At 48.6% G+C, this 26,539-nt stretch carries 26 protein-coding genes; 5 read left to right on the top strand and 21 right to left on the bottom strand.

Annotated features, from left to right (window positions below):
* Nucleotides 1–20: 20 nt before the first annotated feature.
* Together BDI_RS06525 and BDI_RS06520 are read right to left on the bottom strand one after the other, a co-directional pair.
* Nucleotides 21–1,286, bottom strand: coding sequence for a carboxypeptidase-like regulatory domain-containing protein (locus tag BDI_RS06525; protein WP_005856515.1), 1,266 nt, complete (start codon nt 1,284–1,286; stop codon nt 21–23).
* Between the two features lie 86 nt (nt 1,287–1,372).
* On the bottom strand, nt 1,373–2,299 hold the full coding sequence (locus BDI_RS06520; protein WP_005856517.1) for a hydrogen peroxide-inducible genes activator: 927 nt from the start codon (nt 2,297–2,299) through the stop codon (nt 1,373–1,375).
* Nucleotides 2,300–2,590: 291 nt separating this feature from the next.
* Between BDI_RS06520 and BDI_RS06515 the strand changes: the two genes are divergently transcribed.
* Both BDI_RS06515 and BDI_RS06510 read left to right on the top strand, forming a co-directional pair.
* The gene (locus BDI_RS06515) at nt 2,591–3,340 is read left to right on the top strand and encodes a polyprenol monophosphomannose synthase (protein ID WP_005856519.1); all 750 of its coding nucleotides are present in this window, start codon (nt 2,591–2,593) and stop codon (nt 3,338–3,340) included.
* A 39-nt stretch (nt 3,341–3,379) separates the two neighbouring features.
* The gene (locus BDI_RS06510; protein ID WP_011966389.1) at nt 3,380–4,726 is read left to right on the top strand and encodes a dihydroorotase; all 1,347 of its coding nucleotides are present in this window, start codon (nt 3,380–3,382) and stop codon (nt 4,724–4,726) included.
* Nucleotides 4,727–4,761: 35 nt separating this feature from the next.
* Here BDI_RS06510 and BDI_RS06505 read toward each other — a convergent pair whose 3' ends face one another.
* The 7 genes from BDI_RS06505 to BDI_RS06470 all read right to left on the bottom strand — a co-directional run bounded on the left by BDI_RS06505 (nt 4,762) and on the right by BDI_RS06470 (nt 11,163).
* Complete coding sequence (locus BDI_RS06505) at nt 4,762–5,307, bottom strand: 7-carboxy-7-deazaguanine synthase QueE (protein ID WP_011966388.1); 546 nt, start codon at nt 5,305–5,307, stop codon at nt 4,762–4,764.
* On the bottom strand, nt 5,294–5,626 hold the full coding sequence (locus BDI_RS06500) for a 6-pyruvoyl trahydropterin synthase family protein (protein WP_005856525.1): 333 nt from the start codon (nt 5,624–5,626) through the stop codon (nt 5,294–5,296). The genes BDI_RS06505 and BDI_RS06500 overlap by 14 nt, the downstream gene beginning before the upstream one ends.
* A 160-nt stretch (nt 5,627–5,786) precedes the next feature.
* On the bottom strand, nt 5,787–6,911 hold the full coding sequence (locus BDI_RS06495) for a hybrid sensor histidine kinase/response regulator (protein ID WP_005856527.1): 1,125 nt from the start codon (nt 6,909–6,911) through the stop codon (nt 5,787–5,789).
* Between the two features lie 112 nt (nt 6,912–7,023).
* Nucleotides 7,024–8,211, bottom strand: a complete 1,188-nt coding sequence (locus tag BDI_RS06490; protein ID WP_005856528.1) for a glycosyltransferase family 2 protein — start codon at nt 8,209–8,211, stop codon at nt 7,024–7,026.
* Complete coding sequence (locus BDI_RS06485) at nt 8,186–9,109, bottom strand: glycosyltransferase family 2 protein (RefSeq protein ID WP_005856530.1); 924 nt, start codon at nt 9,107–9,109, stop codon at nt 8,186–8,188. Before BDI_RS06485 ends, BDI_RS06490 begins: the two co-directional genes overlap by 26 nt.
* Nucleotides 9,102–10,286, bottom strand: a complete 1,185-nt coding sequence (locus BDI_RS06480; RefSeq protein ID WP_005856532.1) for a glycosyltransferase family 2 protein — start codon at nt 10,284–10,286, stop codon at nt 9,102–9,104. Before BDI_RS06480 ends, BDI_RS06485 begins: the two co-directional genes overlap by 8 nt.
* A gap of 409 nt (nt 10,287–10,695) precedes the next feature.
* Complete coding sequence (locus tag BDI_RS06470) at nt 10,696–11,163, bottom strand: glucosaminidase domain-containing protein (RefSeq protein WP_005856537.1); 468 nt, start codon at nt 11,161–11,163, stop codon at nt 10,696–10,698.
* Between the two features lie 91 nt (nt 11,164–11,254).
* Between BDI_RS06470 and BDI_RS06465 the strand changes: the two genes are divergently transcribed.
* Entirely contained in the window at nt 11,255–11,479 is a 225-nt protein-coding gene (locus BDI_RS06465) for a DUF4248 domain-containing protein (RefSeq protein WP_005856539.1), read from the top strand.
* Between the two features lies 1 nt (nt 11,480).
* Here the strand turns inward: BDI_RS06465 and BDI_RS06460 are convergent, their stop codons facing one another.
* Nucleotides 11,481–11,921, bottom strand: coding sequence for an HU family DNA-binding protein (locus BDI_RS06460; RefSeq protein ID WP_005856541.1), 441 nt, complete (start codon nt 11,919–11,921; stop codon nt 11,481–11,483).
* Nucleotides 11,922–12,119: 198 nt separating this feature from the next.
* Between BDI_RS06460 and BDI_RS06455 the strand changes: the two genes are divergently transcribed.
* Nucleotides 12,120–12,365, top strand: coding sequence for a DUF6722 family protein (locus BDI_RS06455; protein ID WP_005856543.1), 246 nt, complete (start codon nt 12,120–12,122; stop codon nt 12,363–12,365).
* A gap of 247 nt (nt 12,366–12,612) precedes the next feature.
* On the opposite strand, the gene BDI_RS06450 is transcribed toward BDI_RS06455, so the two are convergent.
* The 7 genes from BDI_RS06450 to BDI_RS06420 all read right to left on the bottom strand — a co-directional run bounded on the left by BDI_RS06450 (nt 12,613) and on the right by BDI_RS06420 (nt 20,939).
* Nucleotides 12,613–14,355 carry a DNA primase gene (locus tag BDI_RS06450; protein ID WP_005856547.1) on the bottom strand — a complete coding sequence of 581 codons (1,743 nt, stop codon included), beginning with the start codon at nt 14,353–14,355 and terminating at the stop codon, nt 12,613–12,615.
* Nucleotides 14,352–15,806, bottom strand: a complete 1,455-nt coding sequence (locus BDI_RS06445; protein ID WP_011966386.1) for a replicative DNA helicase — start codon at nt 15,804–15,806, stop codon at nt 14,352–14,354. The genes BDI_RS06450 and BDI_RS06445 overlap by 4 nt, the downstream gene beginning before the upstream one ends.
* A gap of 3 nt (nt 15,807–15,809) precedes the next feature.
* The gene (locus tag BDI_RS06440; RefSeq protein WP_011966385.1) at nt 15,810–16,229 is read right to left on the bottom strand and encodes a hypothetical protein; all 420 of its coding nucleotides are present in this window, start codon (nt 16,227–16,229) and stop codon (nt 15,810–15,812) included.
* Between the two features lie 525 nt (nt 16,230–16,754).
* On the bottom strand, nt 16,755–17,603 hold the full coding sequence (locus BDI_RS06435) for a glycosyltransferase family 2 protein (protein ID WP_005856553.1): 849 nt from the start codon (nt 17,601–17,603) through the stop codon (nt 16,755–16,757).
* 5 nt (nt 17,604–17,608) lie between these two features.
* Nucleotides 17,609–18,361, bottom strand: a complete 753-nt coding sequence (locus BDI_RS06430; protein WP_005856556.1) for a glycosyltransferase family 32 protein — start codon at nt 18,359–18,361, stop codon at nt 17,609–17,611.
* Nucleotides 18,362–18,369: 8 nt separating this feature from the next.
* Nucleotides 18,370–19,497 carry a glycosyl transferase gene (locus BDI_RS06425; RefSeq protein WP_011966384.1) on the bottom strand — a complete coding sequence of 376 codons (1,128 nt, stop codon included), beginning with the start codon at nt 19,495–19,497 and terminating at the stop codon, nt 18,370–18,372.
* On the bottom strand, nt 19,494–20,939 hold the full coding sequence (locus BDI_RS06420) for a lipopolysaccharide biosynthesis protein (RefSeq protein WP_005856560.1): 1,446 nt from the start codon (nt 20,937–20,939) through the stop codon (nt 19,494–19,496). The genes BDI_RS06425 and BDI_RS06420 overlap by 4 nt, the downstream gene beginning before the upstream one ends.
* 125 nt (nt 20,940–21,064) lie before the next feature.
* Between BDI_RS06420 and BDI_RS06415 the strand changes: the two genes are divergently transcribed.
* Nucleotides 21,065–22,102, top strand: a complete 1,038-nt coding sequence (locus BDI_RS06415; RefSeq protein ID WP_005856561.1) for a hypothetical protein — start codon at nt 21,065–21,067, stop codon at nt 22,100–22,102.
* A gap of 6 nt (nt 22,103–22,108) precedes the next feature.
* On the opposite strand, the gene BDI_RS06410 is transcribed toward BDI_RS06415, so the two are convergent.
* The 4 genes from BDI_RS06410 to BDI_RS21400 are packed head-to-tail and all read right to left on the bottom strand — an operon-like array spanning nt 22,109 to nt 26,537.
* Entirely contained in the window at nt 22,109–22,735 is a 627-nt protein-coding gene (locus BDI_RS06410; RefSeq protein ID WP_011966383.1) for an acyltransferase, read from the bottom strand.
* Nucleotides 22,732–23,862, bottom strand: coding sequence for a glycosyltransferase family 4 protein (locus BDI_RS06405; protein ID WP_011966382.1), 1,131 nt, complete (start codon nt 23,860–23,862; stop codon nt 22,732–22,734). The genes BDI_RS06410 and BDI_RS06405 overlap by 4 nt, the downstream gene beginning before the upstream one ends.
* Nucleotides 23,846–25,072, bottom strand: coding sequence for a glycosyltransferase family 2 protein (locus BDI_RS06400; protein WP_005856568.1), 1,227 nt, complete (start codon nt 25,070–25,072; stop codon nt 23,846–23,848). Before BDI_RS06400 ends, BDI_RS06405 begins: the two co-directional genes overlap by 17 nt.
* Complete coding sequence (locus BDI_RS21400; protein WP_009276009.1) at nt 25,065–26,537, bottom strand: O-antigen ligase family protein; 1,473 nt, start codon at nt 26,535–26,537, stop codon at nt 25,065–25,067. Before BDI_RS21400 ends, BDI_RS06400 begins: the two co-directional genes overlap by 8 nt.
* Nucleotides 26,538–26,539: the final 2 nt, after the last annotated feature.

The raw sequence follows: 26,539 nt of genomic DNA, 5'->3' as shown, positions 1-26,539 counted from the left end.
TCGATAGTATATTTACACGGTCAATTTTTATGTTGCTTCTTTAATTTATATACCGCATTCTCCAAAGACTCGGTAGGCTCGATAATGTTGTAAGCTCCCCAGAAGTTCTCGTCGGCGAAGTCCGATACCTTGTCGGATAGAGACTGATCCGCTTTAAAAGACATCCGGTAGGGGATGGAGTTATTTTGTTCTTTACCATCGGTAACGACCATCTCGGATACGATCGTGTAGTTGGTAGAGAAAAGTTTTCGTTTCCAGTCGCATTTAAAGCGAACCTCATTGCGGATATAACTCAGATAGCTCATGCCGTCACGTTCTTTGTAAGTTACGAGGAAAGCTACCTCCACGGGTTTAAATCGCAAGCCAAAAGGCTTTTTGCGGAGGATGGCCTCGGTAGCCTTATTCCGGTCATCCATGCTGAGGGCGAATTCCGCACGGCTGAAGGAAAGCCGTTCCTTATCGATATACAATTTACCGTAATATAAGGCGTAAGGCAAGATCGCTTGAGGTTGGAAACTGATTACGTAATGCGGTCGGTCGTTTAACATCACGCTTTCTTCCATACGGAAGGCGTAATAAGGTAAGATATTCGGGTCGAGCAATAAATCCGGATTCTTCACCACATCCACGTAAACGGATAGGTTAGGGCCTCCCAATAATTTCACGGCTAATGTGTCGCTAGCCTTCTCGCTCAATAATTTACGTCCTTTATAGATCTGTACCCGATCCCGTTCCACGTTCCTGTCCTTATAGGGAGTTTTGTAAACATCGATAACCGCTTCCGATATATTGATATAGCGACGGCCTTTTTGTGCGGTCTCCCGGTAGAACCCAGTAAGCATGCTACCCGTGGTAATGTAATTCTTATTTACTTTCTCAATCGCTTCCTCTACGATATATCGAGGATCTCCGGCCCGGATAATGACTTCGCTGAGCGTATTCATGTTCGGTTCGAGTAATACCGTACATTCTAATATGTCCTTATCGTTTACGGGGATCAAGCCATTCAAATATCCGATATGCGATACTTCTACTTGTCTGGCATGGAGGCCGTTTTTCACTTTGATAGAGAACTCACCGTCATTATTGGTGATCGTTCCCACGTTGGTTCCCGGAATAGAGATATTTACGTATTCCAGTTTTTTTCGTGTTTGCTTGTCTTTTACTACACCGCTGACAGTGATAAACTCATCGTCTGCGCTATCCTGTGCCTTTATAGAGGTTACACCGCAAGCCAACAGTATCATCAGGATAAATCCCATAGTTTGTTTACAGAGCGCTTTCATATTTGTATTGTTTTAATGGTAAATAATCACTTTGTACTTATATGATCGCCCAGGAAAGAAATACCCTATGGGATTTATCAAAAAAATCACACAACCTTTTGTCCGGGCTGCAAAGTCAACATTTCTTTAGGTACCGCTTTCTTGATGCTCTCTATTAAAATACCCGCTACGGTATGCCGGATAAAATCTTTACGGGTGACAAAGACGATCTCCCGTGTCGGCTTGGGAATGGCGAACGGACGTACCAATTCTTTCTGCTCTTTACTTAACTGCAGGGTAGCCAATTCCGGGATGAACGTAATACCGTTACCGCTTTCCACCATACGCATAAATGTCTCTAGGCTACCTAAACGGTAAGCGGCTTGGCGAACCTTTACCTTCTCCATCTGGCAGAAACGCATCAGCTGGTCACGGAAGCAATGTCCCTCGTCCAACAGCCACAACCGCTCGTCGTTGATATCGGCGGTACGGATCAAATCCTTTTTGAATATAGATTCGTTGTGAGCCACGTATCCGAAGAATTGCTCATAATATAATATATCTCCTTGTAAATTGGATTCAGTGGGTTGGTTCGCTATGATAGCGGCGTCGATTTCCCCGTTTTGCAGGGCGGCCATAGTGGGAGCGGTTTTCATTTCCAGCATACGGATGTCAAGATCCGTATGCTTTTCCGATAATTGCTGGAAAAAGCGAGGTAGTAAATAAGGGGCGATAGTCGGTAGCACCGCTAAGCGGAACGTACCTTTCAATGACTGTTCCTCCTCGTTCACGATATCTTTGATAAGAGAAGCCTGATAGAGGACATTTCTCGCTTGCTCAATAACCTTACGTCCGGCAGGTGTGGGGCGAACGGGTTGTAGGTTTCGATCGAACAATTTAATACCTAGTTCGTCTTCCAGCTTTTGGATCATCATACTCAATGTCGGTTGTGTCACCCTACAATGCTCTGCTGCCTTTGCGAAATGACGATAAGTATCCACCGCTAGGATATATTCGAGTTGCTGTATATTCATAGTACTTAATTTTACAAGCGTTAGAAATTAATGAAGACAAACTTACGGAAAAACGCTGGAATAATCGAATAAAAGTGGAAGAATAAAGCAACTTAATTTGAGTATTAGGCATTTAGGGGGAAATCGGGGAAGTTGGGTGAAAAGCCAAAATACATTTGCTTATCATGGAACAGACGAATGGGCTAACTGGATGATAGATTTACACAGAAAAAATATGTAACTTTGGAGAGTAATTTACAAATGGTTTACAGTCGTATATATAATGAGCTAAAAATTAATTGATTAAAGTATATGTCAGACAGTATCGTCATTATTCCTACATACAACGAGAAGGAGAATATTGAGAATATCATTCGTGCCGTGTTCGGGCTGGAGAAAGTGTTTCATATCTTGGTGATCGATGATGGCTCTCCGGATGGGACGGCGGCTATCGTGAAGGGCTTGCAGAAGGAGTTCCCGGAGCGTCTTTTTATCGTGGAGCGTAAAGGGAAGCTGGGATTGGGTACCGCTTATATCCGGGGTTTTAAATGGGCTATCGAGCATAAATATGATTTTATTTTTGAGATGGACGCCGATTTCAGTCATAATCCCAATGACCTGCCGAAGCTATACGCCGCTTGTACCGGGCAGGGTGCCGACGTAGCCATCGGGTCGAGGTATTGCAACGGGGTGAATGTGGTGAACTGGCCGTTGGGCCGTGTGTTGATGTCTTATTTCGCCTCGGTGTATGTCCGTATCGTCACGGGTATGAAGATACAGGATACGACGGCGGGTTTTAAATGTTACCGCCGTGAGGTGCTGGAGACGATCGATCTGGACCGTGTCCATTTCAAGGGATACGCCTTTCAGGTGGAGATGAAGTTTACGGCTTATAAGTGCGGCTTTAAGCTCGTGGAGGTGCCGATCATCTTTATCAACCGTGCCTTGGGTGTCTCCAAGATGAACTCTTCGATATTCGGGGAGGCTTTATTCGGCGTCCTTCAATTGAAATGGTGGAGTTTCTTCAGGAAGTATCCGAGGAAACATGCGAGCCATGCCTAATGAAAACAGAGTTTGACAATTTATAATAGGATAAGAAAGATGAATAAAATATTAATCCAAAATCCGAGAATCATCAACGAGGGCCGTTCTTTTATCGGCTCGGTGTTGGTGGAGGGGGATAAGATCGCGGCGGTGTTCGAGGGGGAGGTTCCCGGGAACGTGCGTGCCGAGGCGAACCAAGTGATCGACGCTACGGGGAAATGGTTGATACCGGGCGTTATCGACGATCAGGTGCATTTCCGGGACCCCGGGCTTACCCATAAGGGGGATATCGGGACCGAGAGCCGTGCGGCCGTGGCCGGTGGCGTGACGACCTTCATGGATATGCCGAACACGAAGCCACAGACCACGACGATCGCCGATCTGGAATGGAAATTCAACCGTGCCGCCGAGGTCTCCCGTGCGAATTACTCCTTCTTCTTCGGTGGGACAAACGATAATATGGACGAGATCCGCAGGCTGGATCGTAGCCGTGTGCCGGGACTGAAACTCTTTCTCGGCTCGTCTACGGGAAATATGCTGGTGGACAAGAAAGACTCGTTGGAGCGTATCTTTGGCGAGGCCGGTATGCTGATCGCCATCCATGCGGAGAAAGAGGAGGTGATCCGGCGTAATATCCAGTATTACACGAACCTGCATGGCGAGGATCTGGATATCTCTTTCCATAGCAAGATCCGTAGCGAGGAGGCCTGCTACCAATGCTCGGCCGAGGCGGTTGAACTGGCTACCCGCTTGGATTCCCGTTTGCATATCCTGCATCTCTCCACGGAGAAGGAATTATCGTTGCTCAGTAACCATCTTCCCTTGAGCGAGAAAAAGATAACCGGCGAGGTCTGCGTGCACCATCTGTGGTTTCATGACGGCGACTACGCCCAATTCGGTAATCGTATCAAGTGGAATCCTTCTATCAAGACGATCGAGGATCGCGCGGCGCTGCGTGAGGCGGTCAATAACAATACGATCGATATCGTGGCTACCGACCATGCCCCGCATCTACCGGAGGAGAAGCAAGGCTCTTGCTTGAAGGCGGCTTCCGGAGGACCGCTTATCCAGCACTCCTTGATCACGATGTTGGAGCTGGCGATGGAAGGCCGTTTCACGTACGAGAAGGTGGTCGAGAAGATGGCGCATATGCCGGCGGAGCTGTTCCGTATCGATAGGAGGGGATACATCCGTCCCGGATACTACGCCGATATCGTATTGATCGATCCGGAGAGGACTTGGACGGTATCGAAGGAGAATATCTTGTACAAATGCGGTTGGTCTCCTTTCGAGGGCTATACGTTCCACCATGGTGTATGGAAGACTTTCGTGAATGGCGAGTTGGCCTATGGCGATGGAGAGGTGAATGACGCCGTGAGAGGTAAAGAAGTCCGTTATCTATAGCAGTAGAGACGGGGCATGCCCCCGTCTCATCCTATCTATTGGATATCGATCAGTTTATGGGTTTGCAGACTTAGTCTCCACCGGGGATGCCGGAGGATGTAATCCACTACCTCTTTCGTATTTTGGCAGGAGCAGGGTTGCAGGAAATGGTACCGTGCGGGGATTTCGGCGTATGCGGACAGGTCTTGCCCGGTATAAACCACCTTTATCTCGTCGACTCTTTCCAATACCACCGGGGCGTTCTCCTTGGGCGAGCAAGTCACCCAGTCGATGCCGTCGGGCAGGGGGCGTGTGCCGTTGGTCTCGATACAGACCTGTTTCCCCGCCTCACGCAAGCGGGATATGAGCGACTTGTCGATCCAGAGGCTAGGTTCTCCTCCCGTCAGGATCACCATCCGTGCGGGAAAGGAAGATACCTTCTCCACGATCTCCTCGTCCGTCATCATCACGCCCTCCTCGTGGCGGGTGTCGCAGAAGCCACATCTCAGGTTGCAACCGGAGAAGCGGACGAATACGGCGGGAGTCCCCGTATGGAACCCTTCGCCTTGCAAGCTGTAGAATATCTCGTTAATCTTCCTCATAGATCGCCGTATTACCCTCAGACTCTTTTACCTCTACCTTGAAACAAGACGGGATCTGCTCGTATACCCAAAAGGCTATGTTCTCCGCCGTCGGGTTGAAAGGCAAGATATCGTTCAAGTTCTGGTGGTCCAACAGGGATTTCACCGATCTCTTGATATGGCTGAAATCGACTACCATGCCATCGGCGTTTAATTCCTTGGAGCGGCAATAAACCGTGATCATCCAATTGTGACCATGTAGATTCTCACATTTGCTGGGGTAGGACAATCTCAAGCTATGGGAAGCGGAGATCTCCATACGTTTAATTACGGTATACATACGATAATAATGTTTATACGATAAATAATAATGTACCTAATGTCACCTCGGCACACAAAAAAATCCCGGATATTAATCCGGGATGCAAATATACGAAATATTTAGTTTGTTTGTACGACACTTGTCTACGATCGGTAGGGACAGGCGGTACGTCGATCGGCTATGCCTCTTGGTTCAGCGCCTTCATCGAGAACAGGAAGGTCGTTCCTTTGCCCTCGCCCTCGGACTCGAACCAAAGCTTTCCTCCATGAAGCTCCACGAAGTCCTTGCAAAGCATCAATCCCAGACCGGAGCCTTTCTCGTTCTTCGTCCCGTAGGTCGTGAAATGCGAGTCTTGTTTCAAGAGCTTGTCTTGATCCTCTTTCTTGATGCCCTTGCCGGTATCTTTCACGCTAACGGTTACGAAATCCCCCTCGGAGCGTGAGGATAAGGTGATCGTGCCCCCCTCGAAACTAAACTTCATGGCGTTAGAGATCAGGTTACGGATAATCGTCTTGAGCATATCGATATCGACCAAGCCTACCAGCTCTTTATCCAGATTTTCTAGGATAATCTTCACGCCTTTTTGCGCCGCCATCGGGACATACATCTCGGCGGTACTGTCGATGATACTGTTTATGTCGGTCTGTTGCTTATATACGTGCTGCTTGTTCAAGCGGTTCTTGGCCCATTTCAGCAGGTTGTCCAGCAAGAGGAAGATCTCCTCGGAGGTCTTGTTCATCATCTGGATCATCTCGTACACCTCGTCGCCTACCCGCTCCTTGTCCACCATCATCAAGATGGCGTTATTCATCATTTTCAACGAGCCTAGCGGGGAACGCAGGTCATGGGCGATAACGGAGTATAGCGTATCCCTAGACTCGATCGTGTTCTCCAGCTCGGCCTTGATGCGCTTGATGCTGTAAAGCTCGTAGCGGTGGGCCACCCTCTTCACCAGCTCCTCACGTTGGAAAGGCTTTGTGACGTATTCGGTGGCGCCCAATTGGTAACCTTTCACGATGCTTTGCATATCGCTTAGGGCGGACATGATAATCACGGGTATATCCGTAGTCTCGGGATTGCTTTTCAGATGCTGGAGGACCTCATATCCGTCCATCTCAGGCATCATGATATCGAGTAATATCAGATTTGGGTGTTTCTCGTTAGCTATGCGTAGTGCTTTTGTCCCGCTGTCGCAAGTCAAAAGCGTATATCCCTCTTTCTTCAGTATGGCTTGTACTAGCATGACGTTTGTAGGGACATCATCTACGATAAGAACTTTATACTCTGAGGCCAATTTATCCATTGTATCTAAATTGTGTTCTAGTTTTCTTGATATTCAAATAGTATCAATAGCGCAAAAGTATTAATTAAAGTCGACATATAACGACTATTTATCCATCTATTTTTTTATTTTTTTATCCCGCGCCTCGTTTGGCTTTTTCCCAAGCGCCTGTGCCTTTATGCTTAGCGAGATAGCTATACCCTCGTATGACATTGATATTCATGAATAAAAAGTAATAAGGAATGAATAATAGCTTGTTCCGGATGTTCCGTTTTTCCATTTTATACCCCAAGTATCCCAGCAGGTAAAACGCTAATTGCAGGGCAAGGATGACCGTGTAAAGGGTATGCCCGGTACAGGCTAGGAGAAGGTTGAGGGGCAGGAGGGCGAAGAGCACGACCGGCGTCAGCGTCCAGCGCAGTACCCGGTGGCTGATGTATTGGAAGCTCAGTATCCCGTACCGGAAGATATTCAATAATCCCCGTAGCCGCCATACCGATTGCAATCCTCCGGCCGATATGCGTACTTTACGTTTCTCCTCCTCCCGCATGTTCAGGGAGGCGCTCTCGAGGGCGTACGCCTCTTTGCTGTAGGCGATCTTGTAGCCTCTCATCGCTATGCGCAGGGAGAGGATGAAATCGTCCAGCAGGGTATCCGGGGGCATCTGCTCGAAGAGGGAGGTACGGATGGCGAAGAGCTCGCCTGCCGCTCCGACGGTGGAGTATAACCGGTAGTCCAGTCGCTTGAGGGCGGACTCGTATTTCCAGTATATGCCTTCTCCGGCGGTGGCTCCTTGCTCGGCTTGTATCTCTACCCGTTTCTCTCCGGCCACGCAGCCTACCCGCGGGTCGCTGAACTGGCGTATGATCTCCTTGATGGCTCCCTTGTTCAGCATCGTGTTGGCGTCGGTGAAGATCACGTAGGGGGTCTTCACGTAGGGGATGGCCCGGTTCAAGGCGGCTGTCTTGCCTTGTCGCCGTGGTTGGTACAGCACGGTGACCTCCGGGTACTCTTTTAATCTCTCATTCGTGTTGTCATTGCTTCCATCGGTGATCCAGACCAGTCTCAGCTTATCCGCCGGATAATCCAGTTGTCTGCAATTCACCATCTTGCTCGCCACGATCGCCTCCTCGTTGTAGGCGGCTATCAGCAACGTGGCCTCCGGCAGCGGCTCTGGAAGGCGGGGGGACCGGGGTTTTACGAACAGCTCCTTGATCTTGACCATAAGGTATAATACGATCCCATACCCCAGATAGGTATAGAAAACGATCCCGATCCCGATCCAGAAGAGGATCTCAATGACTTGACAGCTCTTTTCCATAATTCATATCCTTGTTGATTGCGATTAATCCGTTTATTAATCCCTTGCCTAGCGCCCCGATCAGCCGGAATTTCCCTTTTACGAGATAGATCGAGAGGCGTTTCGGGAAAGCCACTAGGGTTTGGTAGATGTATGCGTAAATCCTTTCATCCCTTTTATCGATCGATCGTTTGGCGAATAAAAGGCGGTTGCGGGTATGATAATAGACCTGAAGCGGACTTTGTTTCCCTACGCTCATGCTCTCCTTATGATAGACGGTGGAGGTAGCCTCGTACCAGATTTTCAGCCCGGCCCGCCTTATTTGCACGCACCAGTCCAGCTCCTCGTAGTAAAGGAAATAAAATTCCGGCATCATCCCGAACTTCTTGATATCCGTGGTCCGGATCATCATGGCCGCGCCGTGGGCGAATGCCGTATAGCGGGATTTATTGAATTGTCCCGTGTCGGTTTGACCGAATCCGATATTCTCGTTGCGGAGGGTAACCGGGCTCATCGGGGTGGAGCCTGAGTACTGTAGCTGCTTCTTCTCAGGCCAGCACGCTATCTTGGGGGAGACACATCCTATTTGCGGATTGTTGTCGAGAGCCCTTGCTAGGTTCTCTAGTATCGGTTGGTTGATGATCGTGTCGTTGTTGAGAAACAGGATATAATCACCGTCGGCGTATGGAATCCCTAGGTTGTTCCCGCCGGCGAACCCGAGGTTCTTGTCGCTGCGAATCACTATTGGCTTGGGGCTATATTTACTGAGTACATGGTGTTCGCCGTAATTTTTCGAGCCATTATCGATGATGATAATCTCATAAGGATAGGTTTCGTACCGACCGAACGACTCGATTAGGTCTACGGTATCATCCTTCCCATTGTAATTGATGGTGATGATGGATACTTTTTTAGCCATTATTTTCTTTATTTTTTATCGTTATGTCATGAGGAGTACTCTGGAAGCTGGTGTCCTTCTCCTTCACCCGGCGCAAGGAGGCTATATATCCTTTTATCAAGACGCAAAAGAGAAAAGGGAGCCTCGACAGATTCCTGTAAAGTTTCCGTGTATGCATCTTGCGGGGAATGGCCAGCGTATATGTCAAGATGCTGATTAATATCAGTCCATACCATTTCAGGGCAAGCGGGAAAGCCGTGAGACTCCATGCCAAGGCGAGGATGAGTGGGATGATCAGTTTTAATATTCTTGGGAGCGGGAACCATTGGACCGCCTTGTCTATATAATTCCAGTTGAGGGTACGGAGGTCAAGATGCCGTATGATCAAAGAGAATGCCAGCAGTTGGGCGTGGAACCAGCGGGATCTTTGCCGTGCCATGACCTCTTGGCGTGAGGTCTTCTCGTCGTACACGAGGATGTCCTCGGCGTAATCGACAAAGATATTTTCCGTGGCGAGATAGATCTCCAGCTCCTTGTCCTCGGCGAAAGTGCCGCATTGGGGCATGTGGGATTTCAGCCATCCGAAGTCGAATACCATGCCGGAGCCTATCAAGGAGGAGGAGATCCCGACATTGACCCGCCCCTTGCGGAAGATGGTGTTGTTGATCTCCTCGGAGATACCGTCCCATACCGCTATCGGCGTATTGTCGTTCTTGAGGGTACGGTGCGCTTGCAGGGCGATGTTGTCTTGCGTGATATCGTTGATCCGGGTCAGGAAATCCGTATCCGTGAGGTTGTCGGCATCGAGGATGACGACTTTATCGATTCCCTCTTTTAGGTATTCCAAGGCGTAGGTGATGGACTTATGTTTCATGCTATGCTCGAAATCCGGCGTGAGGAGCTCGATCGGGAGCTTGGCGAGCGCTTGGTTCGTCTCCTCCCGCATATGGTCCGATACCACGATCACCCGGTATTTGTCCGCCGGATAGTCTTGCAGGAGGATGCGCTCCACGGATTCCTGTATGACTTGGTCTTCCTTATAGGCGGCGAAGATGACGGCGAACTTCTGGAGCCGTATGCTCCGGTGTTTCCGGTGCCTCCTCCGAAAAAAGGACGCCAACGTAAAAAATAGGTCATAGCCTATGAAAAAGGCGATGAAAATGAATAGGGCGATATCTATGTAGATTAACAAGTGCATTCGCTTTTTTTTACAAAAGTACTTATAATTTTCAATAAGAGTTTGATTCTGCCGTTTTTTTCTCACCTAAGGAGGCCATATCTTTCCCAGCGAGCTCAGCGCCGCCGAGAGTATCAGCCCCCAGCCCAGCAGGTTCAAGGGGCCGGGCGAGGGGTGGACGAGAGCGAGAGTATCGCCCCGATAGCCGCCAGCGCTGCCTCCCGCATGTCTAGCAGGAGGGAGAGTGCCGCCAGCAGGAAGAGGCTGGCCAAGGCGAGCAGGCGGAAGTGGGGGAAAGGGGGGCGTGGGCTCCGTGGGAGTGTCGGTCGTGTCATGGGGCGGTTGTTTTTGGGGCGTGTGAGATCCTAGGTTTAGCAAGAAATCCAGCAGGCTGCGGACGAAGGCAAGTATTTGTCGTATCTTATTCATATCAATTGTTGTTTTTTAGGGATGAGTAAATCGGTTCGATCTCGTGGCAGAGCTGTACCAGCGTCTCCCGGTAGCGCTCCCGGTTGTCGCCGTTCAGCTCGCTGATGTAGGGGCTGTAGGCGATGGCCTTGGCGTAGTCGGCGGGGAAACGGCTCATGGCGGCGGCCTGCGGGTAGGAGCAGACGAGGAGGCGGGCGAAGTCGAGGTAGGAGTTGCGTGCCGAGTCGTAGCGGCGGAACAGCAGCTCGCCCCGCTTGTATCGGGCGATGACACGGCCCCCGTGCCAGAAGGCGTTGCTCGCCCCGTAGCCGGTGATGCCGAAATGGTTGTTGGCCTCACGGGCTAGGCGGGAGGTGCCCCAGCCGCTTTCTAGGGCGGCTTGGGCAAGGAGGATGATGGGGTTTAGGTGGAAGCGGGCGCCGGCGGACTGGGCGTCGGCAAGGTGGGTGGAGATATAGGCTTGTTTCATGATATATACGATGAATTATGGTTTGATTTTTCTTGGAAAATTAATATTAAATTACTATCTTTGAATAAGTTAATAAATAAACAGCATCAGTATGGAAAAGCGGGAGACCGGTGTCGGCGCCTATTATTTTTGTGATATAGCGATGAGTTATTTTCCCTTATTGTCGAAGAAGAAAGCCTCGGATAAGCTGTCCCGGTGGATACGTGTCAGCGGGAAGTTGATGGAGCGGCTGGAGGAGTGCGGATGGCATCCCCGCCAACGGATCTTATCGCCCCGCCAGCGGGAGTGCATCGTGTCGCACCTAGGGGAGCCCTGATTTAGATTTCGTCGGGGGATTCGCTGTCGCTTCCTCCCGGGGCGGGTGCGTCGGGCACGATCTTCTCGAACTTGACGAGGCTGGTGACGCTCTTTAGCGTCACGCTCGGACGGAAGACGATCCGAGGACGTTTGATAAGGGAGGCGTTGAAGTCGGACTCCAGCTTGGTGCCCTTGCTGCCGATCACGGCTTGGAAGTGGCCGAGATCGCCTAGCTGGACGGTCTCCCCTTTCTGGAGGCGTTGCTTGAGGATGTAGAGGAGGCCGTCTACCACGACGTGCACGTCGCCCCGGGAGGCGGTGCTGCGGTCGGCGATCTGGTCGCACAGCTCCTCGAAATCGCAGGTGCCGGTGGACTTGTTCACGGCGTAATACAACTTGGAGTCGGCGGCGGCTCCCTTGGTCATGTCTTTTCGTAAGACTAATCGGTACTTGATCGGCATAATGTCTGGTGTTTTTTTGATTACGTTGTAAAGGTACGACATGCCGCCGGTGGGATTCCGGTTAACGGGGACGAAGGGGGGCGAGGTCGGGTGAATGGGGGTAAAGAGTTGGATTTAGGGGGGATAATGCTTGTTTGTCAAGAAAAATAACCGTATGTTTGCCTTATCAAAATTCGATTGACATGAAAAATTTACGGTATGAAAGAGAAAGACAAGCGGCGAGACGTGAGAGGTGAGTCCCGTGAACGGGCGAAGTGCCAGCGTGAGACGTTGGGCAAATATTTTTATGATTTGTCAAAACTGACGTTCACGGCGTTGGTGCTGGGAGGGGCGTTGACCTTCTTCCAAGGGTATGAGTTCAATGCTACGGTAATAGGGATGGTCGTTTTCGGAGTCGCTGTTTCGCTGGCATTGGTCTGGTTTGGTAATAGAATCTTAAAATGAGATAATTATGAATGCGGGATTATTTATCTGGGGAACTTTAGCCTTCATTTCCGTAGGCTTGGTTATTTGGTCGTACACGCCATCCGGCAAGCGTTGGTTGGATAGCATGAAATAAAAGGACTATCGTGTTTCCGGTCCGAACACTACTGTGTTTGGCTTCGGATACTACTGTGTTGGCCTCCCGACACAATAGTGTTCGGTGCCAAGCACAGTAGTGTTTTTTTGTGGGCGGCTGATGGTTGGCGGGTCAGCCCTCCACCCGCCTCACGCTCTGGCTTCCCAGCGCCCTCCCGATCCGGTCGCTCAAGGCGAAACAATCCCTCAGTTCCTTCAGGCATGTCGCCCGCTCATCGGTCGAGGTAGCGGAGCGGAGGTGTGCGGCCGTGCGTTGTAGCCGGTCGTGTATGAAAGGCTCGGCGTAGAGGAAGAGCTGGCGTTCGGCCTCGTCGGGCAAAAGTTCGTCGGGGAGCCTTTCCGGCGGTCCCTCCTCCGGGTAGGAGGAACGGAGGGAGAGGATGAGGGCGGAGAGAGACTCGTCCGTGATCCCGTCCGGATGGCCGCTTCCCGAGAGGAGAGCCAGCAGGTCGAGATGGGCGGGTTCCGTCAGGGGCATCCCGCCGGCGGACAACTCGGAGGCGACCCATGCCGGGAGGGAGATACCGCTACCATCCCCGGCGTAGAACATCCGGTCGTGGTTGGCGAGGCAGAAACGCAGCAAGGCCCTTTCCCGGAGGCGTGCGGGAGGGAGGCCCGTCACTACTTCCGCCGGCCCTGTCCGGACAGGCTCGCCGGGAGAGGCGGACAACTCCTCACGCAATACGTCGAGGGGGATACCCGTAGCCTTGGAGAGTTCCTCCACCCGCTGGTACACGGCCAGCGGAGAGCCTACGAGACGGATCTCCCCGAGCACCTCCCGTATCCCCCCGGCGTCGGGTCCGCCTTTCCGCCCCGCCGCCTTCCGGATGCGGTGGCTCAGGTAATCCACCGCCTCTGTCCGCACGAGCCTGCGCAGCGCCTCGGCCCCTTGCCGGCGGAACATCTCGTCCGGGTCCATGCCACCGGGCAGGGGAAGGAGGCCCACCTCGCATCCCTGTGCCAGCAAGAGACGGGCGGAGCGGAGGGTGGCGGCCTGTCCCGCCGGGTCCGGGTCGAGGGCGAGCGTGACGTGCCCCGTCAGCCTCCGTATCATCCGCACGTGATCCTCGGTGAGCGCCGTGCCGCAAAGCCCGGCGGCGTGACGGATACCGGCGGCGTGGAAGGCGATCACGTCCTTGTAACCCTCGCACAGCAGCACGTCGCCCTCGGTGCGGACGGCCCTCACCGCCTCGTACAGGCCGTAGAGGATACGTCCCTTGTTGTACGCCTCGCTGTTGTCGGAGTTGACGTATTTGGCTGTTCCCGCCCCCTCCGTTCCCCGGTACCGCCCGGCGAAGCCCGCTATCTGTCCCCCGGTGGTCCTTACCGGGAAGACAAGCCGCCTCCGGAAGCGCCTGAAGCCCTCGGGGGCGTCGGGCGGGCAGATACCTACCCCGAAGTGGGAAAAGGCTTCACGGAGCGCCCTGCGGTCTTCTTCGCCGTTCTCGTCCTTACCAGTTATCCCCTCGGCGGGATCGTAGGGAAGGAGGGAGCGGGCGAAGTCCTCGTTGCCGCGTAAGATCGCCTGTCGTGCCTCGTGCCGTCCGGCCTCCTCCGTGCCCCGTTCCTCCTCCACCTCGATGCCATACTTGCGGGCCAGCAGCCGCACGGCCTCCTCGAAGCCGCATCCCTCCATGTGGCGCACGAGGCGTATGGGGTCCGCTGCCTCGCCGCAACTGAAGCATTTTCCGATATTGAGCGCCGGGCTGATCCGGAACGAGGGGTGACGCTCGTCGTGGAAAGGGCAGAGCGCCACGAGACCCTTGCCGGAACGCCGTAGTGTGAGGTACCCGGCCGCTACCTCGTCGATGCGGGCGGTTTCCCGTACCCGCAGTAAAGTGTCATGCGTGATCATCCGAACAGGTCTTTATCCAGTTCTGCTTTCGCCGGTCTGCGGTCGTTCGGCACCGGCGTGCGGTCATCGGTGAACCGGGTTACCCCCTTGTTGTGGCAGAAACGCACCTCCCCGGACTCCCCGTGCCGGTTCTTGGCGATCGAGAGGGTACCCCGGCCCTCGGTGGAGAGACGGGTCTCCGGGTCCTCGTCGATGTTCATCACGGAGAGGCGGCGGAGGAAGAATACCGTATCGGCGTCTTGCTCGATGGAGCCGGAGTCACGCAGGTCGGACAGCATGTTCTTCAGCGTGGGTCTCGCCTCGCAATTCCGGTTCAGCTGGCTCAGCAGCACGACGGGGATGTCGTTCTCCTTGGCGATCAGCTTTAGCTGCCGGGTGATGGCCGATATCTGGTCGTTCGTGCTCTTGCGGTCCTCGGAAGGCGAGAGCATCAGTTGGAGGTAGTCCACGATCACCATCTCGCACCGCCCCTGCTTCCGCCGGAGCGAGATCTGGTAACGCAGGTCGGCCACGCTCAGGTCCGTGCGCTCGTCGATCCATATCGGCAGTCGCTCCAGCTCGTCGGAGGCCCTTTGTATCCTCTTCATCTCGGGGGCGGAGAGGGTCCCTTTCAGGATCTTGGAGGGCTCTATGTCCGCTATGCATCCCAGCAGCCTGAACACCAGCTGCTCCTTCGACATCTCTAGGCTGTAGAGGCAGACCGGGTGCCCGTTCCTCGCTGCGTTCAGCGCCATGAAGAGGGCGAAGGCCGTCTTGCCTACCCGGGGGCGTGCGGCGATCACGTTGAGCGTGCCCGGCATCATGCCGCCCGTCATCCGGTCCAATCCCTCCAGGCCGGTATGTATGCCCGGCGTGCGTCCTTCCGTCACCCTGCGTTGTATCTCCAGCATGCGCTCCTTGGCCAGCAGGGTGGCTTCCTTCATGCCTATGCTGTTCGTGGCGTGCGAGAGCCGTTCCATCAGCCGGCCCACGTGCGAGTCCATCTCCTTCAGCAAGGCCTCCGTGTCACGATCCGGCCGTGAGGCTTTCAAGGCCGAGTCGTAGCAGCTCAGCATGAACTGCCTCGCTACGTAGGCCTCCCGCAGGTGGCGTGCGTGGGTAGGCATGTACTCGTCGCCGGTTTCCAGATACCGTCCGCCCAGCGCCAGCTGGTACAGGTCGGTGGCCAGCGTCTCCTTATCGGGCGCTATCCTCCGCAGCTCCTTCTCCACGGAGAGGGCGTCGGCGCTCTCCCCCCGGTTGTAGATGTTCAGGTACGCCTCGAAGGCCATCGCCACTTGCGGTAGCGTGAACATCTCCGGCAGCAGTTGCGCCGCCAGCGTGGGCATATGCCGATGGGAGGCCATAAGCCCCGATAAGATCGCTTTCTCGATCTCCTGCTCCTGCGGGAGGGCGAGGCCGTCGGGCAGTGTCGCCGGGCGGTCGTTCTTGTTTTTGCTCGTGTTTGCCATGCTTTACTCCTGTTCTTGTTTGTCGTTATCTTTCTGTATCTTCTCCTCCTTGATGAAGAGGGACTTGTAGAAGGGTACCTTGATGGCGAGGCCGTTTCCTGCCTTGATCTTATGGATCATGTTTTCCTCGGCCAGCTCGTTCAGCGCTTTCCTCGCCGCGTATAAGGAACATCCCAATGCCCTGGCCATGGTCGTGATATGGATGATGCACTGCCCCTCGTAGATAGATACCCGCTTGCCGCCGGCGTATCGATAGTTGTAAGGCTTGTTGGCTAGTTTACCGAAAATGTATATGAACACGCCGATCTTAAGGCGTGTTTTGTTCTTCGGATAGTAATCTTGCAGTAATAGGTCGATAAATAACCTCGGAAAACGTGTGTAACCTCCACTTTTTAACTCTTTGACGCTAACTGTCTGTTTCATTGTACTTTGTATTGTTTTGAATGGTGAAAATAAAGAATCGAACCTAGTTTCGAACCCCCGATCGAATGGGGGGTTTAAGGATTAACAATCTGTTAAATAGTGGTTTGTCTTGAATAGGTGTCTATTTTTCGAATGCCCTTTTTAACGTCATTTCGCACTATATAAGATATAAATAGGTATTTATAATAAAAATAAAAGAATAGAAAACGAAACGTTTCCTTCTTTTTTTGAATTAATAATTATTTATTTTGTATCTCATTAAATCAACTTATTTGTATTTCCTACTTTCTTTACAAAGGTAAGGTTATGTTTTGGTTTATGCAAGCATTATTATTGGTTAATTATTTTGTTTTATAACATGGTATAATTTTTTCTAATGTAGGTTTAAATGATTAATTTGATTCTTTATTATGACTAGATTGGGGTGAGTAACCTTTTGCTTAAAAATGAATTTATTATCTTTAAAAAATTATGTTTGTTATAGAGACGGGGTATATCCCGTCTCTTATTATATGATAATGTTACTTATTTAATTAAATTAGATTCCTCGTCTTGATACTTTTCTTGTTTGGTGAAAAGCTGGTGTATGTTCCTTAACGCTTTGTATACCCTTACTTTTAGGCTATTGAGCAAGGAGCCGTCTTGACCCACCGTTCCGTACCCTGTGACGGCCCTCGCCTTGCGATCGTGAATGAATACGATCTTACCTACTTCTCTTAGATGCATGGCTAATGTACCGTCTTCTCCTCTTTTTATATCTACCCGAATCCCGATTCTCCGGGCCGGCTCTGTATGATAGGCGAAAACGAGCCCTCTTACGCTTAGTTCCGGGCGCTTGAATGATAGAAAGTATAGATAGATATCCCGTGACAACTCGTAGAAGAACAGGTCGAGCCTTGAGTGTCGCTCATCCGGGATATAGCTCCATGAGGAGCAGCAGGCTACGTTTCCCGGAATCCGCAAATGATCTACTAGGATCTGGACGTATAGGGGAGGGTACATGGTATCTGCGTCGATATTGATATGGTACCTGCCTCGTGCGTGGTCTAGTCCGCATTGGCGGGCATATCCACAACTATGTCGTTTTTCCAAATAATGCGGGAGGCCTACGAGACGGAATATCTCACCGGTCCTATCGGATGAATCATTGTTTACGCCGATGATCTCCACGGGATATTCGCATCTCATCTCACTCAGCGCCCATAGGCAAGGCAATAAATGCCTCTCCTCATTGTAAGCTATGACGGATACGGTAACCACGGGCTCGTCGCTTTGTACCTTCGCTAGTTTTTGCTTGATTTCTTGAATGATCCCCTCCTGGACGTTGTCTAGGGGTTGATTGTATATGGATATGTATTTTTTTGCCCATTTCATGATAATTATCGTTTTAATAGCATCTTCTCCAAAGACCTTACGGCCTTGTATCCGAATATCTTGATGAATAATGTCCGTGTACGGTAGTAGGCGAAAGCCTTATGCGAAAACCATGAGTTTTGGTAATGATGAATCGCATGGGTCTCAGGGGTGAGGAATACCTCTCTCGAATCGAATACCTTAGGCGAGAAGTATTCCTTGGGCAAGACATAGACAGCCTCTCCTAGGTCTTTTTTCTTCAGATCGTCGATATTGCTACCGCTGGGCATGTTTATGACGGGCTTTAGACGGAGTATGGTCTCGTTCAGGATCTCCGGTAGCATACGGATATCATAACTTCCGTCTTCACGTATGAAATTTCGTCCTTCATAATAATCCAAGCAGCATTTGATCCAGTCACAACCTTTTTCGGCTCCTAATATGGCCGCCTCAATCGTACCGGAAGTTTCCGCCCCGACGAAATAGGGCAGCTCAAGAAAGTTATCGAGGCTCTTCAGTATCTCCACGTCTGAGTCTAAGTAGATTCCTCCATGGTGGTAAAGAGCGTACAACCGGATGTAATCGGCGGCGAACGCATATTTCTTGGTGTTGAACGCTTGCTCTACCCATGGGACTTCGTGGATGTTAAAACGTTTCGTGTCCCATAAAATGATCTCGTAGCTAGGAAGGTGTTTTTTCCAGCTATCAAGGCAGTCTTGTATTTTCCGTGGATATGGATCACCACTTAACCAACAGAGATGTATGATTTTAGGAATCATGGCTTATTCTATTTTTTGTTTTCTATATCAATTTCACTTAATACTTTACTCATTTGGCTCTCCCACGAAAGCGATAGGACGGACTCCCTGATCTGGCAGGGAGATAGCGTTTGCCCCCTATGAAATTCCAGGATAGCGGGAATCTCGATCGGGCTTTCATCTGCTTTGGCTTTCAGTATATAAGGCTTTCCCTCGAAATCACTGTCCATCTCGGAGTAAATGAAAGGGAGCCCTCTTGCTGCGTACTCTCTGTTTTTCAGTGTTTTGATGTGGGTGATGCCGCTTCTATGGCGTGCGAGGCTCCCTATGCCCATATCGGCCTGTTCGAAGAGCTCATCCAATTCTTCCCCGTGTCTCATCCCGTGTAGGATCACATATCTCTCTAAGTTATATTTCTTGATGAGTGGGAGAATATCGTTCTCTTCCCGTTTCGCCGCGAAATTGCCGACGATGTGGAAATATACATTATATCCGGAGTTTGCTTGGTAATAATTGACTAAGCCTTTTACTAGGCGGTCGAAGCCATGCCAGTAATGGATTTCCGCCACCCCGATCAAGTGGAGCTCATGGCTCGTGTCGTTTATGTGTTTCTTTAGCTTGATTTGTTTGAAGTCTATCCCGTTCGATATTTGTATGGTACGGCTACCGAATATTGTTTGGTAATCGGAAAAGGTGATGACCCCGCTTAACCGCTTAGCTAACGTATGGCGGAAGCATTTGTCGATAAGCAGCGTTGCCTTACGGGAGAAACCGATATATTCTTGATCATAGGGGTATGTAGGTATCTCCATGACCACTTTCACGTGGTTTTTACGCATCTGCCATACCATGTGGAGCGTGAAAGGGTTCGCGTTATTGTTTGAGCGCATATAGACGAGGTCGATACCTTCTTTCCTGACGTATTCCACTATAGAGGAATACTCGATTCTTTTAAGGATCTTGCCTTTTATGCCAGTTCCGTAATCCCGTAAAATCTCGGAGTCGATCATGCGTAGTTTCCTGCCAGCTGGTTCTCGCATGTAGCAAAGCCTTGTATCCACTCCGCATGCCTGTAAAGCGTCTACTTGATATTGTATCTTCTTGCTGATCCCGTTCGCCGGGTTAAATCCATGGAATATAAGGAATAGGGCTTTCATCTTTTTATCTTTGATTTTAGGAAGTTAATTATGTTATATACGCCACTCAATTGAATATATATGCAGGAGATGAGAACGGCAATAACCGCTTTTATGAACAAGTTTGCCAGCTCCGGTAATATAATGGATGATTGGTGGATAGACCATAGGCATACTATCAATATACCCACGAGCGGAGCCGGGGAAATAAGTTGTCTGATTAAAGACGCTAGGCTGCGTTTTAGCGTCACTTTATACATCCATACATAACATTGTATGAAATTGATGGCGAAGGTCGCACATATACACCATGCGACAGCTTCGAGGCTCTTGAATATGAATATGCCAGCGAGGATGCCTGATACGTTCAATAGGGCTGAGAATACGCCACATATGAACAGGCTTTTCGTATCGTTGGCTGCTTGGTAGATGGAGCCGGAGGTGGACAGGATGATCTGTATGCCTACGGATAAGGATAGGATCTGAAATACGGGAACGGATGGCAGCCATTGGTCTCCGAATAGGATGAGCGTAATCTCCTTGGCGCAAAACCATAATAATACTGATAATGGGAACCCGATGAATGCTAGGATGCGGATGACTTTCTCGTAGGAGAGGGCTAATTTAAGCGGATCATCTTGAAAATTGGAGAAGACGGGATGCATGACTGGTGATATGACATGTGTTATGTTTTGCAACGGGAGCATCATCAAGCGGTACGACTTCTCGTAATATCCTAAGGAATTCATACTCATATACTTTCCTATTAATAATTTATCAAGGTTTCTGCTGAAGTAATTTATCACATTAAACATGAATTGATATGCGGAATAACTGAATATCTCATGAATGGATTTTGATCCAAATGTGTATTTTAATTTCTGGGGCTTTTTTCTTATGGAAATAATGAATATAAGGATGCTTGAGAATATAGGATTGATAATTAAGGCATATAATCCAGCTCCTGATATAGCTGCTAAGATTGCTATGATTCCTCCAATGCATTGAACAAATAAACTCCTGTATGCTATAAATTTAAATTCTTTGTCCTTGAATAATAGTGCGTTTGGAACGATGTTGGCTGAGGCAAAGAATAAGTTGAAAGATAATAAATGACATATGGATAGCAATGAACTCTGTTTGTAAAATAAGGAGATTGGCCATGATGACAAGAAGAATAAAATGGAGATCCCTATCCCGGTCCATAGTGTAAAAGAGAATATATCGTTAAGTTTATCCTCTGTTAAATGCTTGTTTTGAATGATAGCTGGAGCGATCCCTAAATCACTGAAAATACTGAAAAATGAAATGATGACGGTGGCGATCGCTACGACCCCGAATTCCTCTGGATCGATCAGCCGGGCCAGTACACCTGCCACGGCTAAAGAAATGATGATTCCTGAGTATTTTGATATAGCTGTATAGATTATTCCAGATGCCAACTCTTTTTGTATTGATGCCATATTTTTCTAGTAGAGGTGTATTATTCTCCTAATAGGCAAATATATGTTTTTTATTTAAATTATTCATGAGGTGTTCCTTATTTTCGATAAAAATACATACCTTTACATTAAAACAATAAAATTAAATGAGAGTCCTATTTGTCTATAAAGAGAAAAATGGGGATAATTTATTTGTTCCCGTGATTCGAACGAGGCTTTCTGTTCATGGAATAGAGGCTATCAGCTCAGTTGATGAGTTTTGGAATCCATCCCGGTCTTATGATATCATCCACATTCATTGGCCTGAGGAAGTGGTGGGATGGAATGTGAATGACGTGGATATCGATAAGCGGCTGGAGACCCGGCTGAGATATTTTAAGGAGAAGGGCTCTCGGGTTTATTATACGTGCCACAACTTATCCCCTCATTATGGAAGTCCTTTGCATCAAGCTTGCTATAGAGTGGTAGAGAGAATGGCTGATTGCATGGTACACCTCGGTAACTATAGTCTAGGCAAGATGGCCGGTCTATATCCTGATTGTAGGCATGTCCTAATTCCTCATCCGATTTATCTGGGCGCTTATGACGATACTCTGACGAGAGAGGCGGCAAGAGAATATTGGGGCATTGACCGGAGGACTTTTGTGGTTACGGCGTTTGGCAAATTCCGGAGGAGAGATGAGGTCTGGATGACGTTGAAAGCTTTTTTCTCTTTGCCTCGAAGGAAGAAGCTCTTGCTGGCCCCAAGAATGCTTCCGGGGAGTTATCCGAAGCCTTTATTGTCCGTAATACGTTGTTTATTACATCTTTTAGGGGTACGAACGGAGAATAATGAGCGGATTATATCAGATGAGGATTTACCGTATTATTTTGCGGTGTCTGATGTTGTCTTTATACAGCGTTGCGTTATCCTTAATTCCGGAGTAGTTCCGATGGCTTTCTTGTTCGGGCGGGGTGTCGTTGGCCCTGATAGCGGGAATGTGGGTGAATTACTGAGGGTGACAGCGAACTTGGTCTTTTCCCCCTCGGATCAAGGGTCTGTCAATTCAATGCTTCGCTCTGCCATGAATATGGATTTGGACGATTTAGGAGCTAAGAACCGGAGGTATGCCGACAAGTATCTTCATCCCGATAAGATAGCCGGTCTTTATGCGAAATGTTATCATTTTGAGGAATCGCATTGATCCCTTTTATCGGGTTCGTTTCCATTGCTGTCCGCATGGGTCATAATGTTTGACAACTTTAGCAGGATTGCCTACGGCCACAGAGTAATCTGGTATATCTTTTGTGACGACACTGCCCGCGCCGATCACGCAGTGCTTGCCGATATGTACGCCTGAGGTAATGACCGTGTTCGCTCCTATCCAAGTCTCATCTTCTATGATCACAGGGGAGGTAGTTATGCCTTGTTTTACGATTGGTTTAGAAATATCATGGTATGTATGGTTGAGCCCGGATATAGTGATGTTCTGAGCCAAGATAACTTGATTCCCAATAAAAACGGGACCGATGATCGTATTATGTATGCCTATGCGTGAATGATCACCGATGTGTACGTGGCCTACCCCGTTGTCTATCGTGACGTAATGCTCAATTATACTTTCCTGTCCAAGTATGAATGAGTTAATGGGACTGACATTCATTATAGCAGATCTTCTGATCTTGCTCCGTTTTCCATAGGTTAACATAAATGGATTGACAAACCATTTAACCCATAATCTAGGGCAAGAGCCTCTTTGATTCATTATTAAGTAATGAACCGTTCTCTTTAATCTGTCATTTTTCTTTATCTTTTGTTTAAGATCGCTGATATTCATTTCTTTAAGGATTGAATGACTTCCATATAAACTTGCAATAGTTTCCTAGCCGTATGATTCCATGAGAATAATCGGGATCTTTGTAATCCATATTTTATTTGTTCATCATGGAATGCTTGATCTTCTTCTAGCCGCAGCAATAAGGAAGCTACTTCTTCTTCGTTGAAAGGATCTGCCAATAATCCTCCCTTTCCGGCGATCTCAGGCATGGCCGAGGTATTCCCCGTTATCACGGGTGTACCGCATGCCATAGCTTCTAGCATGGGGATACCGAAGCTTTCCCTTAGGGAGGTGTATAGGAAGACGAAGGCCCCATTGTACAAGTATGCCAAATCCTTGTTGGAGATGTAACCTGGGTAAGACAGGTAAGGCTTGATTTCCTCTATATGCTGCTCTCTCAATATCATATCCAGCTTGTCTTCGCGTAAGTCCGCTATTAATAGAGGACGCTTTCTTGATGAGCGCTTGAGATACAGACTGTATGCCTTCAAGGTGCGGGGTACATTTTTCTTAGGGTCCGTATTTCCTAGGAAGAAAAGGTAATCGTCCGAATGAATGTATTTATGGGTGATGGCGGATATGCCTGATAGGGGATGAAAATGCTGGCTGTATCCATTGTAGATCGCCATGATTTGTTCTTTGGGCAGACATAAGGCCTCTCGAATCCGATCACGTTCAAAATGAGATACGGTAATGATTCTCTTACACTTAGGGAGTATACGGGGAACTACTAAACGTCGGTAGTGCCAACCCATGTTTTGGTACCATGATGTATTACCTCCCTGCTTGGGCTCAAGGAAGATGATGTCGTGCAAGGTCAATACCAATGGGACGGGGCAATGAATCGGAGCCGTGTTACTCGTACAATGCAATAGGTCTGGCCTTATCTTGGCTACAGCCCGTGGCAACGCCACCTGCTCCCAAAGGGGGTAGGTGGGGCATTTTACCTCCACGATGTGCGTATTGCTTGTTTCTTCTAGGCAATGATCTTCTCCCGGACTTACGAATATGAAATATTCATTTTCCTTGTCGATTTTCTGTAGCTCTCGAATGCTCTCGAGCGCTACAAAATCCATCCCGTGCTTATTCGTACGGAAAATTCGCTGGGCTTCAATGGCTATCTTCATGATTTGGAGAATGTTTGGTGTGAGAGAATGTATGCTTTTTCCCTATTCGGAACGTGTTTAGGAACATGAGGAAGAATAGGATGGGAACACTGGCGATCGCCTTCCTGAATTTTTGGTCCACTAAATAGTCTGGAACCGCTACGCTAAAAGTGATGCCTAGCCATATCAAGAGGAACCACCATTTAATGGAGATTATGATATCAAGTGGACTTAGGATGGCGGCAATTAACGTGATAAACCCTAGCAATAAGACACGAGGGGGCATCATCCATTGAAATAATTTATCGCAATAGTCCCAATTTCCTTTTATTAGTGCTCCCGGTATCTGGAGAATCCCTGAGAGTAAGTTGTGGAATTGTGTGGCAAGCCAGCGCTGTCTTTGATTATAGAAGTCTTTCTTGCCTCTTACTTTCTCGTCGTATGTATAGACATCTTCAAGATATTCGATATATATATTTTGGAGTAACAGTTTTCGCTCCATGTACTTATCTTCCCCGATATCGTTGCAACCTTGTATGATATTCTTGAAAAGACCGTATTCGAAAGCCATACCCGAGCCACTTAAGGCGGACGAGAAACCTAGGCGGGTATGTCCTTTCCTGAAAATAGAGTTGTTGATCTCCTCGCTAACGGCGTCGAGCACCGCTATGCTGCTATCTCTGTTCTTGGCTACCCTATGCGTCTGTATGGCTGAACAACCTGCATAAATAGCATCGTTTATTTTCTCTATATAATTGTTTTTTACGATATTATCGGCGTCAAGGATAATCACGTTGTCATATTTTGTTTTTCCTTCTTCAATGTAACGGATGGCTGCCTTGAGGGCCTCTATTTTGGTACTTTGTGGGTTCTCCATTTTTATAATCTTTACGGATAATGACTTTAGCCTATCGAGGGTTTCCTGACGCATTTGGTTGGCTATCACGATAATATCATATAATTCTCTTGGATAGTCTTGCTGAAGGAAACTTTTGACGGAGTCTATAATTACCTCATCCTCCCCATAGGCCGGAAATAAGGCCGCAAAACGGTATTTTTTCATAGTCGTAGGGTATTTATAAGTCGATTTCCTTTTAGAGTAAACGGCGAATACGAATAAATACAGTACGCATACCATAAAACATAGGAATACGATGGCGTCTATCAATTGAAATAGATACTCCTCCTTGTCTATCCAATTTTCTCCTATTTGAAAGAATTGCTCAATCATGGTGTTTTATATTTGAATCAGTTGATTTTTTTTCTTGTATTTCTTGATCTAGATAGGGTCCTACCATTATAAAAGTAAGTCCCGTAAAGGAAATTACCATTGTCGGGAATTGTCCCCAGAAAGAGTTCCCGTATGCATTGATAAACATTCCGAATATGCCACAAAGTAACCCTGTCAGTAGCCCTTTCAGCTCCGGATCTCTGAGCCGCATGGCTATGATCCATCCTCCCCATCCAATGGATAGAAAGATCATGCTTAGGTAAAGTGTCAAGCCAACCGCTCCTGTCTCCACCCAGATTTTGACATACCATGAATCTGTTGGAATGGAGGTGGTAAAGCGTTTTGATATTCTCTCTCCAGCCCTGTCACCTGATAATCCCAGCCCTTCTCCAAAAGGCTTGTATTTCATGTAGGATGCCAATTTCTTTTGATTTTCTTTTCGAACATTGAATGAGGCGTCTTCTGTCGGGGTGAATGCGGTACGCATCCTTCGGATGGTAGCGTTGCTATTTCCTATAGTAGTAAGGGCAAAAAAAACATAAGTAAGCAATAATAAGGTCGAGCTTGTGATAATGGTTTTGGTTTGTTTACTGACGAATGTATAAAGTGCCAATCCTGCTAATGGAACGATCATGGCCCCTCTTGTACCGGAAAGGAACATCGCGTAAATGGCTAGGATAGCTATGCTTAAATAATATATTCTACATAAATAGGAGCGCATGTGGAATGCTGCGATCCCAAAGAACATAGTGGCGGCTCCCATATTCGCCCCCATATTGCTAGCGTCGGTGAAAAAAGAGAAATAGCGGACTCCGGACCATATGATATGAGTCGTAGCTCCCCCTTCATTAAGCCATTTGGTCTCGAAACTGTCAAATCCAATATATTTTTGCATGAAGGTTTTAGTTATAGCTAAAAGGGTGAATAGGGATAAACAAAATATCAAGGATTTTAAAAAAGAGTAACGAGTGCATAATAACGATGTAATAATAACAATGATAAACCCATTGAATATCAGTCCTCTTGATAATATCCAAGCCTCAAGTACTCCGGAGGGGTTAGCGATTTCAAAGATACAATATCCCATCCATATACAGCACATGACGCTTAAGGGGTGAATTGCTCTTTTCCATTCGATGTTCTGATAAAGGGCCGCATGAATGGATAGTAATACTAAGGCTGTTACGTATAGGATATCCATGATTACGCTAACGCCTTCTATTGGAATATATCGGGTAATACCCAATATGAAATAGTTGATCGTAAAAATGACAAATAGTATGAACCAAGGATATTTCAATAATAGGATACAGGTTATACATAACAAAGGCAAAGCTATTATCATCCCGAAAAGAGGGATGTTATTAAATAGTAAAGCTCCTCCTATTCCTACTAGTCCTATGACAAGGATTAATAGGGTCATATTGAAAGAAGAATCCTCTTTTATCTCTCTTGAAGTATCCATGA

The sequence above is a fragment of the Parabacteroides distasonis ATCC 8503 genome (genome assembly GCF_000012845.1).
Classification (GTDB): Bacteria; Bacteroidota; Bacteroidia; order Bacteroidales; family Tannerellaceae; genus Parabacteroides; species Parabacteroides distasonis.
This window is presented reverse-complemented; position numbering and strand designations above follow the sequence as displayed.

What these genes read in the sequence shown, in the direction of transcription:
- BDI_RS06525 (WP_005856515.1), bottom strand. Translation starts at nt 1,286, where the DNA reads ATGAAAGCGCTCTGTAAACAAACTATGGGATTTATCCTGATGATACTG.
- BDI_RS06520 (WP_005856517.1), bottom strand. Translation starts at nt 2,299, where the DNA reads ATGAATATACAGCAACTCGAATATATCCTAGCGGTGGATACTTATCGT.
- BDI_RS06515 (WP_005856519.1), top strand. Translation starts at nt 2,591, where the DNA reads ATGTCAGACAGTATCGTCATTATTCCTACATACAACGAGAAGGAGAAT.
- BDI_RS06510 (WP_011966389.1), top strand. Translation starts at nt 3,380, where the DNA reads ATGAATAAAATATTAATCCAAAATCCGAGAATCATCAACGAGGGCCGT.
- BDI_RS06505 (WP_011966388.1), bottom strand. Translation starts at nt 5,307, where the DNA reads ATGAGGAAGATTAACGAGATATTCTACAGCTTGCAAGGCGAAGGGTTC.
- BDI_RS06500 (WP_005856525.1), bottom strand. Translation starts at nt 5,626, where the DNA reads ATGTATACCGTAATTAAACGTATGGAGATCTCCGCTTCCCATAGCTTG.
- BDI_RS06495 (WP_005856527.1), bottom strand. Translation starts at nt 6,911, where the DNA reads ATGGATAAATTGGCCTCAGAGTATAAAGTTCTTATCGTAGATGATGTC.
- BDI_RS06490 (WP_005856528.1), bottom strand. Translation starts at nt 8,211, where the DNA reads ATGGAAAAGAGCTGTCAAGTCATTGAGATCCTCTTCTGGATCGGGATC.
- BDI_RS06485 (WP_005856530.1), bottom strand. Translation starts at nt 9,109, where the DNA reads ATGGCTAAAAAAGTATCCATCATCACCATCAATTACAATGGGAAGGAT.
- BDI_RS06480 (WP_005856532.1), bottom strand. Translation starts at nt 10,286, where the DNA reads ATGCACTTGTTAATCTACATAGATATCGCCCTATTCATTTTCATCGCC.
- BDI_RS06470 (WP_005856537.1), bottom strand. Translation starts at nt 11,163, where the DNA reads ATGAAACAAGCCTATATCTCCACCCACCTTGCCGACGCCCAGTCCGCC.
- BDI_RS06465 (WP_005856539.1), top strand. Translation starts at nt 11,255, where the DNA reads ATGGAAAAGCGGGAGACCGGTGTCGGCGCCTATTATTTTTGTGATATA.
- BDI_RS06460 (WP_005856541.1), bottom strand. Translation starts at nt 11,921, where the DNA reads ATGCCGATCAAGTACCGATTAGTCTTACGAAAAGACATGACCAAGGGA.
- BDI_RS06455 (WP_005856543.1), top strand. Translation starts at nt 12,120, where the DNA reads ATGAAAGAGAAAGACAAGCGGCGAGACGTGAGAGGTGAGTCCCGTGAA.
- BDI_RS06450 (WP_005856547.1), bottom strand. Translation starts at nt 14,355, where the DNA reads ATGATCACGCATGACACTTTACTGCGGGTACGGGAAACCGCCCGCATC.
- BDI_RS06445 (WP_011966386.1), bottom strand. Translation starts at nt 15,806, where the DNA reads ATGGCAAACACGAGCAAAAACAAGAACGACCGCCCGGCGACACTGCCC.
- BDI_RS06440 (WP_011966385.1), bottom strand. Translation starts at nt 16,229, where the DNA reads ATGAAACAGACAGTTAGCGTCAAAGAGTTAAAAAGTGGAGGTTACACA.
- BDI_RS06435 (WP_005856553.1), bottom strand. Translation starts at nt 17,603, where the DNA reads ATGAAATGGGCAAAAAAATACATATCCATATACAATCAACCCCTAGAC.
- BDI_RS06430 (WP_005856556.1), bottom strand. Translation starts at nt 18,361, where the DNA reads ATGATTCCTAAAATCATACATCTCTGTTGGTTAAGTGGTGATCCATAT.
- BDI_RS06425 (WP_011966384.1), bottom strand. Translation starts at nt 19,497, where the DNA reads ATGAAAGCCCTATTCCTTATATTCCATGGATTTAACCCGGCGAACGGG.
- BDI_RS06420 (WP_005856560.1), bottom strand. Translation starts at nt 20,939, where the DNA reads ATGGCATCAATACAAAAAGAGTTGGCATCTGGAATAATCTATACAGCT.
- BDI_RS06415 (WP_005856561.1), top strand. Translation starts at nt 21,065, where the DNA reads ATGAGAGTCCTATTTGTCTATAAAGAGAAAAATGGGGATAATTTATTT.
- BDI_RS06410 (WP_011966383.1), bottom strand. Translation starts at nt 22,735, where the DNA reads ATGAATATCAGCGATCTTAAACAAAAGATAAAGAAAAATGACAGATTA.
- BDI_RS06405 (WP_011966382.1), bottom strand. Translation starts at nt 23,862, where the DNA reads ATGAAGATAGCCATTGAAGCCCAGCGAATTTTCCGTACGAATAAGCAC.
- BDI_RS06400 (WP_005856568.1), bottom strand. Translation starts at nt 25,072, where the DNA reads ATGATTGAGCAATTCTTTCAAATAGGAGAAAATTGGATAGACAAGGAG.
- BDI_RS21400 (WP_009276009.1), bottom strand. Translation starts at nt 26,537, where the DNA reads ATGGATACTTCAAGAGAGATAAAAGAGGATTCTTCTTTCAATATGACC.